Source organism: Bradyrhizobium sp. Unk1 (genome assembly GCF_059512345.1).
In genome coordinates, this window is sequence record NZ_JCAMOP010000017.1 from 87,462 (window position 1) to 101,224 (window position 13,763).

At 65.0% G+C, this 13,763-nt stretch carries 15 protein-coding genes; 2 read left to right on the forward strand and 13 right to left on the reverse strand.

Going from position 1 to position 13,763, the window contains the following annotated elements; translation table 11 throughout:
- Window positions 1-4 precede the first annotated feature (4 nt).
- Window positions 5-490, forward strand: a complete 486-nt coding sequence (locus AC5ZFO_RS22700) for a F0F1 ATP synthase subunit B family protein (protein WP_282520423.1) — start codon at window positions 5-7, stop codon at window positions 488-490.
- A 217-nt stretch (window positions 491-707) separates the two neighbouring features.
- Here AC5ZFO_RS22700 and AC5ZFO_RS22705 read toward each other — a convergent pair whose 3' ends face one another.
- The 5 genes from AC5ZFO_RS22705 to AC5ZFO_RS22725 all read right to left on the reverse strand — a co-directional run bounded on the left by AC5ZFO_RS22705 (window position 708) and on the right by AC5ZFO_RS22725 (window position 6,036).
- On the reverse strand, window positions 708-1,364 hold the full coding sequence (locus AC5ZFO_RS22705; protein ID WP_282520422.1) for a hypothetical protein: 657 nt from the start codon (window positions 1,362-1,364) through the stop codon (window positions 708-710).
- Between the two features lie 119 nt (window positions 1,365-1,483).
- The gene (locus AC5ZFO_RS22710; RefSeq protein WP_008139934.1) at window positions 1,484-2,071 is read right to left on the reverse strand and encodes a GNAT family N-acetyltransferase; all 588 of its coding nucleotides are present in this window, start codon (window positions 2,069-2,071) and stop codon (window positions 1,484-1,486) included.
- A 39-nt stretch (window positions 2,072-2,110) separates the two neighbouring features.
- On the reverse strand, window positions 2,111-3,400 hold the full coding sequence (locus AC5ZFO_RS22715; RefSeq protein ID WP_028148714.1) for a M16 family metallopeptidase: 1,290 nt from the start codon (window positions 3,398-3,400) through the stop codon (window positions 2,111-2,113).
- Window positions 3,397-4,815, reverse strand: coding sequence for a threonine synthase (gene thrC, locus AC5ZFO_RS22720; RefSeq protein ID WP_282520421.1), 1,419 nt, complete (start codon window positions 4,813-4,815; stop codon window positions 3,397-3,399). The genes AC5ZFO_RS22715 and thrC overlap by 4 nt, the downstream gene beginning before the upstream one ends.
- A 576-nt stretch (window positions 4,816-5,391) precedes the next feature.
- On the reverse strand, window positions 5,392-6,036 hold the full coding sequence (locus tag AC5ZFO_RS22725) for a response regulator transcription factor (protein ID WP_014498503.1): 645 nt from the start codon (window positions 6,034-6,036) through the stop codon (window positions 5,392-5,394).
- 86 nt (window positions 6,037-6,122) lie between these two features.
- Here AC5ZFO_RS22725 and AC5ZFO_RS22730 point away from each other — a divergent pair, with 86 nt between their 5' ends.
- Window positions 6,123-7,460, forward strand: a complete 1,338-nt coding sequence (locus AC5ZFO_RS22730) for a histidine kinase (RefSeq protein WP_282520420.1) — start codon at window positions 6,123-6,125, stop codon at window positions 7,458-7,460.
- On the opposite strand, the gene AC5ZFO_RS22735 is transcribed toward AC5ZFO_RS22730, so the two are convergent.
- From AC5ZFO_RS22735 to ctaD, 8 genes are all read right to left on the reverse strand, one after another.
- A complete protein-coding gene (locus AC5ZFO_RS22735) occupies window positions 7,457-7,822 on the reverse strand; it encodes a nuclear transport factor 2 family protein (RefSeq protein WP_282520419.1) in 366 nt (121 codons plus the stop codon). The genes AC5ZFO_RS22730 and AC5ZFO_RS22735 overlap by 4 nt on opposite strands.
- Window positions 7,823-7,939: 117 nt before the next feature.
- Window positions 7,940-8,692: an SURF1 family protein gene (locus AC5ZFO_RS22740; RefSeq protein WP_496122560.1), complete on the reverse strand. Its 753-nt coding sequence runs from the start codon at window positions 8,690-8,692 to the stop codon at window positions 7,940-7,942.
- Entirely contained in the window at window positions 8,689-9,090 is a 402-nt protein-coding gene (locus tag AC5ZFO_RS22745) for a DUF983 domain-containing protein (protein ID WP_282520417.1), read from the reverse strand. Before AC5ZFO_RS22745 ends, AC5ZFO_RS22740 begins: the two co-directional genes overlap by 4 nt.
- A 200-nt stretch (window positions 9,091-9,290) precedes the next feature.
- Window positions 9,291-10,187 (reverse strand): cytochrome c oxidase subunit 3, encoded by an 897-nt coding sequence (locus AC5ZFO_RS22750; RefSeq protein ID WP_282520416.1) that lies wholly within the window; start codon window positions 10,185-10,187, stop codon window positions 9,291-9,293.
- Window positions 10,188-10,266: 79 nt separating this feature from the next.
- Window positions 10,267-10,929 (reverse strand): cytochrome c oxidase assembly protein, encoded by a 663-nt coding sequence (locus tag AC5ZFO_RS22755; protein ID WP_282520415.1) that lies wholly within the window; start codon window positions 10,927-10,929, stop codon window positions 10,267-10,269.
- A gap of 5 nt (window positions 10,930-10,934) precedes the next feature.
- Window positions 10,935-11,111: a cytochrome c oxidase system small membrane protein gene (locus tag AC5ZFO_RS22760; protein WP_014498510.1), complete on the reverse strand. Its 177-nt coding sequence runs from the start codon at window positions 11,109-11,111 to the stop codon at window positions 10,935-10,937.
- Window positions 11,108-12,052, reverse strand: coding sequence for a heme o synthase (locus tag AC5ZFO_RS22765; protein WP_282520414.1), 945 nt, complete (start codon window positions 12,050-12,052; stop codon window positions 11,108-11,110). The genes AC5ZFO_RS22760 and AC5ZFO_RS22765 overlap by 4 nt, the downstream gene beginning before the upstream one ends.
- A gap of 61 nt (window positions 12,053-12,113) precedes the next feature.
- On the reverse strand, window positions 12,114-13,739 hold the full coding sequence (gene ctaD, locus AC5ZFO_RS22770) for a cytochrome c oxidase subunit I (RefSeq protein ID WP_282520413.1): 1,626 nt from the start codon (window positions 13,737-13,739) through the stop codon (window positions 12,114-12,116).
- Between the last annotated feature and the right edge of the window lie 24 nt (window positions 13,740-13,763).

A 13,763-nucleotide genomic window follows, 5' to 3' on the forward strand; every position in this document is an offset into this window, starting at 1 on the left:
CGATATGTTCTTCGATCCTGAAACCTGGGTCGCCGTCGCCTTCGTGGTCCTGATGGTCGTGTTCGGCTATCTTGGGGTCTTCAAGTCGGCGATGACGGCGCTGGATCATCGCGCCGCCCGCATCAAGGCCGAACTCGACGACGCGACGCGCCTCAAGCAGGAAGCGGCCAAGGTGCTCGCCGACTACAAGGCGCGCAGTGCCACCGCCGAGCGCGAGGCTGCCGACATCATCGCCAACGCCAAGTCCGAAGCCGAGCGCATCGCGACCGAAGCCAAGGCGAAGATGGAAGACTTCGTCGCCCGCCGCACCAAGACCGCGGAGAGCAAGATCGCGCTCGCCGAGGCCCAGGCCGTCGCAGACGTCCGCGCCGCAGCCGCGGAAGCCGCCGTCCAGGCCGCCTCCACGATCCTGTCGCAGTCGGTCAAGGGCCAGGTCGCCGACGACCTGCTCGCCAAGGGCATCACCGAGGTTCGGCAGAAGCTGAACTGAGGACGAACGCCTCACCAATCAAAAAGCCGGCGCGATGAGCGCCGGCTTTTTTGTTTGGCGGTCTGTAGCCAGAAATTGGATGTCATCACCCGCGAAAGCGGGTGATCCAGTATTCCAGAGACAGCAATGGCATACGGAGAAGCCGCGGTGTACTGGATGCCCGGCCCCCCGTGCGCAATTGCGCACTAGGCGGGGCATGACAGCGGAGCCTGAAGCGCTATTTCTTCTTCCCTCGCGCCTTCGGCTCGGGCGCGAGCGCCTGCGGGTCGAAGCCGACATAGAAGACGTAGGAATCGGCGACCTTGGCCGAAGGCATCGGATAGGCCAGATCCTCGGCGACGAAGGTGAAGGGCACGCTGCCGCCCTCCGACATCTCGACCGTGGTCCGGTAGGCCTTCGAGGCGATCACCTTCTCCCCGACGCCGCCCTGCACCACGGCGATGCGCAAGGGCACCTCGACGGTCGCAGGCGCACCGGCGGGACCGGCGATGACACGGCCCTGGATGCCGATCCGGGCGGTGATATCGCCGCCGCTCCGGGCACATTCACGCGCCATCTTGGTGATCGTGGCCTGGAAGCGGATCTCATTGCCGACGGCCGGCTTGCCAGCGGCGCCGACCGCGTAGGTCGAGGCCCCGGCGCGCACCGTAACCTGCGGGCAATCGACGTCGTCATCGGCCGCCGGCTGGCCGGGCGCGGGCGCCGGCTTGGGCGGGGCCGGCTCGTCGGACTTGCCGCCGAACAGGCTCTTGAAGCGGTCAGTCAAGGACTGGGCCGCCACCGGCGAGACGGAGGCGAGCGCAACCGACAACGCCAACGCGATCCCCGTCCCCCGCTGCAACGCATTCCGCGATGACCGAAGCTTCTTCACCATCAACGCCCATACTCCATGACAATTGTCCGAACGATTGCCGGCCGGCCAGCGGTTTATATCGCCAAAATCGGCGAACCCAAGGCAGCAAACAAGGAGACTTTGGCAGCACGAGGGGCAGCTCAGCCGCGGAAATCCTCGTGCAGCAGGCCGAACAGCAGGTGGTCCTGCCAGACCCCGTTGATGCAGAGATAGCGGCGCGCCAAGCCTTCGCGGGAGAAGCCGCACTTCTCGAGCACCCGGATCGACGGCGCATTGGTGGGGATGCAGGCGGCCTCGACCCGGTGCAGATTGAGCTCGCCGAACAGCGTCGGCAGCAGCACCCGCAGCGCCGCCGTCATGTAGCCCCGATGGGCATGGGGCTTGCCGACCCAATAGCCGATGGTGCCGGCCTGGACGATGCCGCGGCGGACATTGGCGAGCGTGATGCCGCCGACCATGGCGCCGTCGAGCTCACGGAAGATCAGGAAGGGATAGGAGCGGTCCGCGGCGATGTCTTCGGAATAGCGGCGCAGGCGCCGGCGGAAGCCGGACCGGGTCAGATCATCCGACGGCCAGATCGGCTCCCAGGGCGTCAGGTAATCGCGGCTGGACTCGCGCAAATGCGCCCACTGCAAGAAGTCCGACATCTGCGGCGCGCGCAGCAATAGCCCGTTGCCGCGCGGCGCGAGGGCGGCGGGTCCACTGGATGGCAGGCGAAACAGGGCCATGGTGATGCTTCCCGGGGCAGATCAGCCCGTGCGCCGCTCCTAATGCAGCCGCGCCTTGGCACGTGCCCTGGTCAATCCTTCCGCAAAAGATACCGCCGTGTCCAGACCCCTGCCACTGCCTAATGCGACAACTGCAGGGCGGCTCCGCGAAAGCAGCGCACGCGCGGCGTCCCGGGTTGATTCGACGCTGACGGCGTCGATCCGGGCCACCAGCTCCTCGACCGTCTGCGGCCGGCCATAGGCCAGCACATGCCGGGCGAGCTGCTCGGCGCGGGAGGAGCAGCTCTCCAGCGCCATCAGGAGGCCCGCCTTCATCTGCGCCTTGGCCCGCGCGATCTCGGCTTCGGTCAGCGTCTCCACCGAATCATTCATGATGTCGACCACGACCTCCATCATCTCCGGCGCGTCGGCCGGATCGGTGCCGGTGTAGAGGCCGAAGAAGCCCGTGTCGGTGTAGGGCGCGTGGAACGAGTAGATGGAGTAGCAGAGGCCGCGCTTCTCGCGCACCTCCTGGAACAGCCGTGACGACATGCCGCCGCCGAGGATGTTGGTGAAGACCTGGAGCGAGAACAACGACAGATCGCTCTGCGGCACGCCTTCCAGCGCCAGCGTCAGATGCGCCTGCTCGAGCTCGCGATGCACCACCTTGGCGCCGCCCTTGCCGAACTGGGCGGCTTGCGGCTTCGGACCCGGCGTCCCCTCGAAGCTCGCAAAGCGCTTCTCGACCTCGGCGACGACCTGCTTGTGATTGACCGCGCCGGCTGCCGCCACCACCATGTCGGGGCCGCGATAATGCGTCGACAGATAGCCGCGCAGCATGTCGCGGTTGAAGGCGCGCAGGGTCTTGGCGGTGCCGAGCAGCGAGCGGCCCATCGGCTGGTCGGGATAGCAGAGCTCGTTGAGATGCTCGAACACGACGTCGTCGGGCGTGTCCTGCGCGGCACCGATCTCCTGCACGATGACGTTCTTCTCGCGCTCGAGCTCGTCGGGCTCGAAAGCGGGATTGGCGAGGATGTCGGCGAGCACGTCGAGCGCGAGCGGCACATCGGCCTTCAGCACCCGCGCATAATAGGACGTGGTCTCGGTCGAGGTGCCGGCATTGAGGTCGCCGCCGACCGCCTCGATCTCCTCGACGATCTCGCGCGAGGAGCGCTTGGTCGTGCCCTTGAAGGCCATGTGCTCGAGCAGATGCGAGATGCCGTGCTCGTTCGGCTTCTCGTCGCGCCCGCCAACGCCGGCCCAGACGCCGAGCGCCGCGGTCTCGAGATGGGGCATCTCGTCGGTGACGACGGTCAGGCCGGAGGCAAGCTTGGACATCTCGACACTCATCCGGCAACTCCCTGTTTTGCGGCACGGCTGACCGACAGCACGAACCGCTCGACCTCGGCCTGATCGTTCTTCATCACCTTCATGTGTTCGGATTTGGTCATGAGACCGTCGAGCCAGGCGGGCAATTGCGGCCGCTGGCCGCAGGCTGCCTCGACCGCATCGGGGAATTTGGCCGGATGGGCGGTGGAGAGCACGATGCTGGGCACCGTCGTGTCGGTGGTGTCGCGGTCGGCGACCGCGAGCGCGACCGCCGTATGGGGATCGACCAGCTCGCCCGCCTCGCGCCAGGCGGCGCGGATCGCGGCTGCGGTTTCGGTCTCGTCGGCCCGGCCGGCGTCGAATTCTTCACGGATTGCGGCCAGCGTCGCGTCAGGCAACACGAAGCGCCCCGACTGCTTCAGCGAGTCCATCAGACGGCGCACGCCGGCCGCATCGCGCCGGCCGGCCTCGAACAGCAGCCGCTCGAAATTCGAGGAGATCTGGATGTCCATCGATGGCGACGCGGTGGCGTGCACCTCGCGCACCTCGTAGATCCCGGTCTTGAGCGTGCGCGCCAGGATGTCGTTGACGTTGGCGGCGATGCGCAGCGTGCGCACCGGCAGCCCCATGCGCTTGGCGACATAACCGGCAAAGATGTCGCCGAAATTTCCGGTCGGCACGACGAAATCCACCGTGCGCGCCGGCGCGCCGGCGGCGACGGCGGAGGTGAAGTAGTAGACCACCTGGGCGACGATGCGCGCCCAGTTGATGGAGTTGACGCCGGACAGCGAGGTCGCATCGCGGAAGCGATGGTTGTTGAACATCCCCTTCACGAGCGCCTGGCAGTCGTCGAAATTACCCTCGATGGCGAGCGCATGAACGTTGGCCGCGCCCGTCGTCGTCATCATCCGCCGCTGCACATCGGAGATGCGGCCGTGCGGAAACAGCACGATGAGATCGACATTCTCGAGTCCCGCAAACGCATCGACCGCGGCGCCGCCGGTGTCGCCGGAGGTCGCGACCACAATGGTGGTGCGCTGGCCGCGCTTGGCGAGCACATGGTCCATCAGCCGCGAGATCAGCTGCATCGCCACGTCCTTGAAGGCGAGCGTCGGGCCGTGGAACAGCTCCAGCACGAATTGATGCGGCGTCATCTGGCGCAGCGGCACCACCGCCGGATGGCGGAAGGTGGCATAGGCCTCGTTCGCCATGCGGCCGAGCTCGGCATCCGAAATCTCGCCGCCGACGAACGGACGGATCACGTCGACCGCGACCTCCCAATAGGGGCGGCCGAAGAAGCCAGCGATAGCCTCGGTCGAGAGCTGCGGCCAGGTCGCTGGCACGTACAGGCCGCCGTCGCGGGCGAGCCCAGTCAGCATCACGTCGCAGAAGCCGAGTTCTGGGGCCTCGCCCCGGGTCGAGATATAGCGAGTCAAACTGCCCTCCAAAGGCCGGCCGGCCCTGAGCCAGATCCATAAGCCTTTGATTTTATGAAACTACTTGTTAACGGCCAGAGGCGTTGAGCCACCATAAAGTGTTTTGCGGCATCGGGAAACCGCTTCCCGTCCGTGCCCCGCTCAACGAAAAAGGGCTGCGGCGATGCCGCAGCCCTTCTCTTGGAAGGTCTGTCGTTGATTTGTGCAGACCGGTTTGCCTCGTGCGGGTTGCTGGCCCGCCAAAACTGTCGGCCAAGTTCTCGGCGCCCGTCACGAAATCGTCAAGAGCCAAAACGGCGAGAGCAAGAAAATGTTCCTATTTTTCCCGGCACGTTTCGGGTTTCGCAAAGGCATCCCTGCGAGGGCTCGCGCACCATTGCCGCTTTTTCCCGAATTTGTGGGCGATTCAGGAACGAATATCACTCCGGCCCATTGTGTCGGCGGATGGTGTCGGCGCTGTCCATGCATTGCCCGGCTACGCGCCGAGACCCGATCCGCCCGGCCGGACCGGCTGCATCCTGGAGCAGCCGGTTCGGCGCCGGGCCGCCAGTGTCCGGGCCGCCAGTGCCCCGCGCGTCAGCTCATCCCGATTTCCACCGCGATCCTGATCAGGTCGGAATGGTTCTTGGCGCCGAGCTTCTGCTTGAGCAGGGACGTGGTGTTGGCGACCGTCTTGTAGGAGATGCCGAGCGCCTCGGCGACCTCGACGATCTTGTCGCCACGGCCGAGCAGGCGGAGAATCTCGAGCTCCCGCGGCGTCATCTGCGAGGCCGGATTGGCCTTGATCGCTGCACCGGAGAACGTGACCGCCTCCGCGAGCTGCGGCGAGATGAAATTGTCGCCGGCGACCACCTTGCGCACCGCCTTGAGCAGAATCCGGGGATCGTCGCCCTTGGAGACATAGCCCTGCGCGCCAAGCTCGACCGCCCGCACCACGAAGGCCGGATCGTCGTTCATGCTGAACATGATGATCTTGGCATCAGGGTCGTCCTTGCGGATCCGCCGCATCAGCTCGAAGCCGGAGACGTCGGGCAGGCTGATGTCGATGACAGTGACGTCGGGCCGCTTGCTGATATAGGCGCGGTGCCCGGATTTGGCGTCGGTCGCCTCGTCGATACGGATCGAGTGGTCGGACGCGAAAAGGGTGCGGCATCCTGACAGCACCACAGGGTGGTCGTCGACGATCAGAACTCGGGTCGCCGGCTTGGCGGTATCTTGCATCGCGCGCTCTCTCGTTTTTCGACTCATAGACCGGCGGGAACAAATGGAAAGAGCAAATCCCGCCAATGCGCGTTAGAATTGACCTAATGTGGCAGCGGCTCTCATTCAGAACACAATTGTTTCTTCCGCTCGGCTTGAGCTTCCTTGCCGCGCTGGTCATGGGCGGGGTGCTGCTCCAGACGTTCGCGACAGGGCAGCTTGCCGACGAGAATGAGCCGGGCCGACGCTCGACCCGGACGGTCGCCGAGGCGCTCAACAACAGCCTGAGGGCCTCGGACGACCCGCGGAAGATACTCGATGCATTTGTCCATTCTTTGGACAGCTCCTCGGATATTCAATTCCGTCCAGCGGAAGCAGGTCCCGCGCCCTCTCCAAAGGACAGCCTGCGCGATCTGCATGGCGTGCCGCATTGGTTCGTGGACCTGATCGCCATCCCGGAGATGGACGCGGCATCTCCCGTCATCATCGACGGCAGGCGCATCGGCGACATCGTGTTCATGCCGGACCTGTCAGCCGATCTGTTCGAGAAATGGGTCGGCTTCCTGGCGCTGACGAGCCTCATCGCCGTGCTGATGATCCTGACTGGGACCATTGCCTATCTCTTTGCGGGATCGGCGCTGCGTCCCCTCCAAGATCTCGGCGCAGGCCTCACGCGAATCCGGCGCGGCGATTATGCAACGCCTATTCCGGTCACAGGACCGCAGGAGATCCGGCAGAGCTGCGAGGAAGCCAATGCGCTGGCGATGACGCTCGCACAATTGAGTCAGGATAATCGCGACCTGTTGCACCGCCTGGTGTCGCTCCAGGACGACGAGCGGCGCGATCTCGCGCGCGAGCTGCACGACGAGCTCGGGCCGCTGCTGTTCGGCATCCGCGCCGGCACGATCGCGCTGAGCGAGGCCTCGCCGGCGGGAAATCTCGGCAACCGGGCGCAGGAGGTGATGCGATCGGTCGAGGCGCTCCAGCAGACCAACCGCCGCATCCTCGACCGACTGCGGCCGCTCTACATCGAGGAATTGGGGCTCGAGACCAGCGTGCAGACGCTGCTCCAGAACTTTCGCAGACAGGCGCCGCATATCAGCCTGACGGCCACGATCGATCCTGGACTGAACGAGATCGACCGACCGCTGGCCCAGACCGTCTATCGCCTGATCCAGGAGGCGCTGACCAACGTGCTGCGCCACGCCGGGGCGAACAATGCCCATGTGCTGGCGAGCATTGCCGGCGAGCTGCTCACGATTGAGATCTCCGACGACGGTGGCGGCTTTCCCGCCGACAACGTCTTCGGCCGCGGCCTGACGGGCATGCACGAGCGCGTGCGCGCGCTCAGCGGATCGCTGTCGCTGCTGCGCGCGGACGAGCGAACCTATGTGCGCTGCCGCCTGCCGGTCGAGACGGCGCGAGACGAGCCGAGGGCCGGCTAGCACGCGCAGCCGTCGTGCGGCGTCTGCTCCGCCGGCTCGCAAAGGGTGCTGTAGATCTTGCCTTCGGGACTGAAGCGAAACGAGGCGTGGATACGCAGCGAACCCGCGACGGAATATTCGAGATCGATGCCATGCGGCACCGGATTGATCTCCTCCAGGCCGAAGCCTGCCGACGAGAAGGTGCTGAGCCGCGGTCCCCAATAGGTTTCGAGCTCGCGCCGTCCGCGATAATGCCGCTTGCCGTTGCACATGCATTCGACGCGGGCGTCGTCCGCATAGAGATCGAGTAGCGTCGCGAGGTCGCCCTTCCGGCAGGCGTCCACCCAGTCGACGACAATTCCCATCTGGTCGAAATCGCTCACACCAAAATCCTGTCTGCCGCGAAAATTTGCGCGCGGCTTAGGACCACCCTCGTGAATATGTCCTGAATAATAAACCCCGGGCGATACCGGGTTCCCTCCGGGAACCTACGGAAATTTTCAGGCCGGACGCCGTCCCCTCGCCCAGACGCCGAATGCGATCAGCACCGCGCCGGCGAGCGCGAACCAGGTGATGGCGTATTGCAGATGATCGTCCTTCAGATGCACGTCGAGCGGGCCGGGACGCGGAATGCCGTTCTCGGGCACCGGCCGCTCCAGGTCGATGTAGAACGGCGCGACCGTGCCCCAGCCGAGCGCCCGGGACATGGCGAGATGATCGCGGGTGAACCACAGCCGTTTGTCACGCTCAGCGTCAGGCATCAGCACGCTGGCTATTTCGGGGAAACGGACGTAGCCGGTCAACATCGCCGGCTTGTTGGTAATAAGTCGCGCGACCGCCCGATCCTGCAGGGCGCGGTCCTGTTGGGTGTTCGGCACGAAGCCCGCGTTGACCGCGACCATATCGCCGCCAGGCAGCCGTGCGGGAAGGAAAGCCCAGGTGCCGGGGCCGGAAATGTCGGAGCGGATGGCGGAGCCGGAACTGTAGACCATCGCATCCAGACGGGACTCGTAGGTCGCCGTAAATGTGACCCGACGGAATTCGTCCCGCTCCGGCGTCAGCGTGCTCCATTGCGACGGCGGCGGCAACGCAACAGGTGCCGCCGCGAGACGCTCGGTCAATGCGGCGATCGACTGATGTTTCGCGACGCGGCGCTGCAATTGCCAGACGCCGAGCGCGACCAAGACGGCGGCCAGGAAAAGCGTGAACAGCGCGAAGCCGGCCACGCGGGGCTTGCGCGCGGTCTCGTTCATTTCGCGCGGTCGACCAGCCGGCCCGGCGCCGCCTTGTGGTGGAATTGCAGCGCGATCAGCAGCGACTTCATCGCGCGCAGCGGCAAGAGCGTGGTGGCGAGGATCATCGGCAGCCACAGCGCGGCATGCAGCCAGTACGGCGGCTGGTATTTGATCTCGACGATCAGCGCGCACGCAACGACGATCCCGCCGGCCAGCATGATGATGAAGATCGCAGGACCGTCGCCGGTATCGATGAAGGCATAGTCGAGGCCGCAGCGGTCGCAGCTGGGCGCGAGCGTCAGGAAGACCGCATAGAGTTTGCCCTGGCCGCAGCGCGGGCACTTGCAGGCAAGGCCGCGCAGCGCGCTTTGCAGGACGGTCGTCTCGGGCTCGGATGGGCCGGCGGTATCGTTCATGATGACGCACTCTAGAGCATTATCGGTTCTGATTGAATCAGAACCGAAGCTCTGGATTCTTGTTTTGACGCGTTTTCTTCACGCGAACCGGTATCCACTTCGCTCGAAAACGCTCAATCACAGTTTCCGCCAAGGCTTCCGGCGGCCCAAAAGCGAAAGGGCGGCCCTGCGGCCGCCCTTTCTGATCGGTCCAAGGCGGCTCAGTGCGCGCCGTGGGCCATGGTCTCGGCGCCGTGTCCCCACACATAGATGCAGAGGAACAGGAACAGCCAGACCACGTCGACGAAGTGCCAGTACCAGGCGGCGAACTCGAAGCCGAGGTGCTGTGTCGGGGTGAAGTGGCCGGCATAGGCGCGGAACAGGCAGACCAGCAGGAAGATGGTGCCGACCAGCACATGGAAACCATGGAAGCCGGTCGCCATGAAGAAGGTCGCGCCATAGACGTTGCCGCCGAACGAGAACGCCGCGTGGCTGTACTCATAGGCCTGCACGCAGGTGAAGAGCGCGCCGAGCACGACGGTGAGGATCAGGCCGTATTTCAGGCCCTGGCGATCGTTCTCGAGCAACGCGTGGTGCGCCCAGGTCACGGTGGTGCCTGATGTCAGCAGGATCAGCGTGTTCAGGAGCGGCAGATGCCAGGGATCGAAGGTCTCGATGCCATGCGGCGGCCAGGTGCCGGGCACGGCGCAGGCGCCAGCCGCGGTGCCGAGACCGCAGCCGAACACGGCGTCGCGCGTGGCGTGGACGGCGTCGGCCGGGAACAGCGCCGCGTTGAAATAGGCCCAGAACCAGGCGACGAAGAACATCACCTCGGAGGCGATGAACAGGATCATGCCGTAGCGGTGATGCAGCTGCACGACGCGGGTGTGATCGCCCTTGTACTGGGCTTCCTTGATCACATCGCCCCACCAGCTCGCCATGGTGTAGATCACGCCGACGGTGCCGGCACCGAAGATGATCGGCGCGGCCGAGAACATGTGGTGCATCCAGGTGATCGCACCGACCGCCATGACAAAGGCCGAGATGGAGCCGACGACGGGCCACGGGGAGGGATCGACCAGGTGGTAGTCGTGATGCTTGGTGTGCGCCGTTGCCATTTGCGGTCTCTCTCCTCAATCCCGTGCCTGTCCGGCACTTATCCCCTTGTGTCCAACCCCCGCGGCATGAGCCCGGCGGTCAGAGATTTCCCTTGCGTTTGTCGCCTTCGCCCGACGCCAGCGGCTTCACCACGGGATCGCGCACCGGATAGAACGTGTAGGACAACGTGATCGTGTTCAGCCCGTCGTTCTCGTGATCGTCGGCAATCGACGGATCGACGTAGAACACGACCGGCATCTCGCGCTTCTCGCCGGGTGCCATGGTCTGCTCGGTGAAGCAGAAGCAGTTGATCTTCTGGAAGTAGGAGCCGACCGTCAGGGGCGCGACGTTGTAGGCCGCCTGGCCCGCGGTGGTGCGCGCAGCCTGGTTGGTCACGGTGTAGAAGACGGTCACGACCTGGCCGATATTGACCTCGATCTCGCTCTGCTCCGGCTCGAACTTCCAGGGCAGGCCGGGCGCGACGTTGGAATCGAAGCGCACCGCGATCTTGCGCGCGATCGGGCCGGTGGCGGGCGCGGACGTCGCGACCTGCGTCGTGCCGTTGAAGCCGGTGGCGCGGCAGAACCAGTTGTAGAACGGCACCGCCGCGTAGGAGGCACCGACCATCAGCGCCACCACGCCGCCGCAGATCGAGGCGACCAGCACGTCGCGGCCAAGACCCTTGGCAAGCCCCTTGGAAGGCCCGCGCTCCTGCTTGGCTGTCCGGCTCTGATCCCGCGATATGGTGGGCTCTCGATCCATGTTTCCTACATCGGCCGGACGAGGACTGCCGGTCCCTTGACGATGGTGACGGCGAAGAACAACACCACGAGCACGCCGAGCGCCAAAGCAATGGCAATCGAGCGCTGGCGGCGGCTCTTCTTCTGCGCCTCCGTGAGGACGATTCCATTCATCTCAGGTTTGTCGGCCATTCCAGCGATCATGCGCCCCCTACCATCGGAGCAAGCGCCCGGAACACGACTTCGGCCAGCAGGGTCGCAAACAGCGCGAACAGATACAGGATGGAGAAGGCGAACAGCTTGCGGGTCGCGCGCAGCGATTGGCTGCGCTCGCGGCGCATATAGACGTTGATCGCGAGCACAAGCATGCCGGCGCCGAGGATCAGCGAGACGATGCCGTAGATGGCGTCGAAATAGCCGAGCACCCACGGGGCGGCGGCGACCGCGATCAGCACGATGGTGTAGAGCAGGATCTGAAGCCGCGTCGCGTCGGGACCGGCGACGTTGGGCAGCATCGGAATGCCGGCACGCGCGTAGTCGTCGGAGCGGAACAGCGCCAGCGCCCAGAAGTGCGGCGGCGTCCAGAAGAAGATGATGGCGAACAGCAGCAGCGGCTCGACGTCGACCGTGCCCGTGACCGCGGCCCACGCCACCACCGGCGGCAGCGCACCGGCGGCGCCGCCGATCACGATGTTCTGTGCGGTCCGGCGCTTCAGGATCATCGTGTAGATGACAACGTAGAAGAAGATGGTGAAGGCGAGCAGCGCGCCCGCGATCCAGTTGACGAGGATGCCGAGCGTCATCACCGAGAAGAAGGCGAGCGTCATGCCGAACGCCATCGCCTCGGGACGGGTGATGCGGCCGCGCGGTATCGGCCGGTTTGCCGTGCGCGACATCTTGGCGTCGATATCGCCTTCGAGCGCCATGTTGAGCGCCCCGGAAGCGCCGGCACCGACTGCGATGCAGAGCAGCGAGGTGATGGCCAGCACCGGGTGGAAATGCCCGGGCGCCATCGCCAGTCCGACCAGCGCGGTGAAGATCACCAGCGACATCACCCGCGGCTTGAGCAGCGCAATGTAGTCGCCCACCTCCGCTTCGGAGATGCGGGGATCGATGTCGATGGCGTTATGGTCGAGGACGGACACTAGTTTTGACTCGCTTCGGTAAAGAGCCGCGGCGCCCGTCACGGGCGCCGCGAGCGTTGGCTTACTGCACGCGGGGCAGCACTTCGAACTGATGGAAGGGCGGCGGCGAAGGCAGCGTCCATTCCAGCGTGGTCGCACCCACACCCCACGGATTGTCGCCAGCCGGCACCTTTTTCGCGAAGGCGTCGAACACGCAATAGAGGAAGATCAGCACGCCGAAACCGGAGATGTAGGAGCCGACCGAGGAGACCAGGTTCCAGCCGGCGAACGCGTCGGGATAGTCGACGTAGCGGCGCGGCATGCCCGACAGGCCGAGGAAGTGCTGCGGGAAGAACACAAGGTTCACACCGATGAAGGTGACCCAGAAGTGCGCCTTGGCCAGCGTCTCATTGTACATGTAGCCCGACATCTTCGGGAACCAATAGTACCAGCCGGCAAAGATCCCGAACACCGCACCGAGCGACAGCACGTAATGGAAGTGCGCAACGACGTAGTAGGTCTCCTGGAGCACGCGGTCGACGCCGGCATTCGCCAGCACGACGCCGGTGACGCCACCGACCGTGAACAGGAAGATGAAGCCGACCGCCCAGATCATCGGGGCACGGAACTCGATCGAGCCGCCCCACATCGTGGCGATCCACGAGAAGATCTTCACGCCGGTCGGAACCGCGATGACCATGGTCGCGGCGACGAAATAGGCCTGCGTCGCCGAGGACATGCCGACCGTGTACATGTGGTGCGCCCACACCACGAAGCCGATGCCGCCGATCGCGACCATGGCGTAGGCCATGCCGAGATAGCCGAACACGGGCTTGCGCGAGAAGGTCGAGACGATCTGGCTGACCATGCCGAAGGCGGGCAGGATCAGGATGTACACCTCGGGGTGGCCGAAGAACCAGAACAGATGCTGGAACAGCACGGGATCGCCGCCGCCGTCGGGCGCGAAGAACGTCGTGCCGAAATTGCGGTCGGTGAGCAGCATGGTGATCGCACCAGCAAGCACCGGCAGCGACAACAGCAGCAGGAACACAGTCACCAGGATCGACCACACGAACAGCGGCATCTTGTGCAGGGTCATGCCCGGTGCGCGCATGTTGAAGATCGTGGTGATGAAGTTGATGGCGCCGAGGATCGACGAGGCGCCCGCCAGATGCAGCGACAGGATCGCGAAGTCGACGGCCGGGCCCGGATGGCCGGAGCTCGACAGCGGCACATACATGGTCCAGCCGGCGCCGACGCCGTTGGCACCCGGCTCGCCCTCGACGAAGGTCGACATCAGCAGCAGCGCGAAAGAGGCCGGCAGCAGCCAGAACGAGATGTTGTTCATGCGCGGGAACGCCATGTCCGGCGCGCCGATCATCAGCGGCACGAACCAGTTGCCGAAGCCGCCGATCATCGCGGGCATGACCATGAAGAAGATCATGATCAGGCCGTGAGAGGTCACGAACACATTATAGGTGTGCGTTTCGTGGAAGATCTGCACGCCCGGATACATCAGCTCGGCACGGATCGCGATCGACATCGCGGCACCGATGACACCGGCGATGACCGCGAAGATCAGGTACATCGTACCGATGTCCTTGTGGTTGGTCGAATAGACATAGCGCCGCCATCCGGTCGGATGGGCGTGCTCGTCATGTCCGTGGTCTTGCGCGTGATCGCCGTGTGCCGCTGCGCTCGTTGCCATTTTCAAATCCTGCCTTGCGTCCCG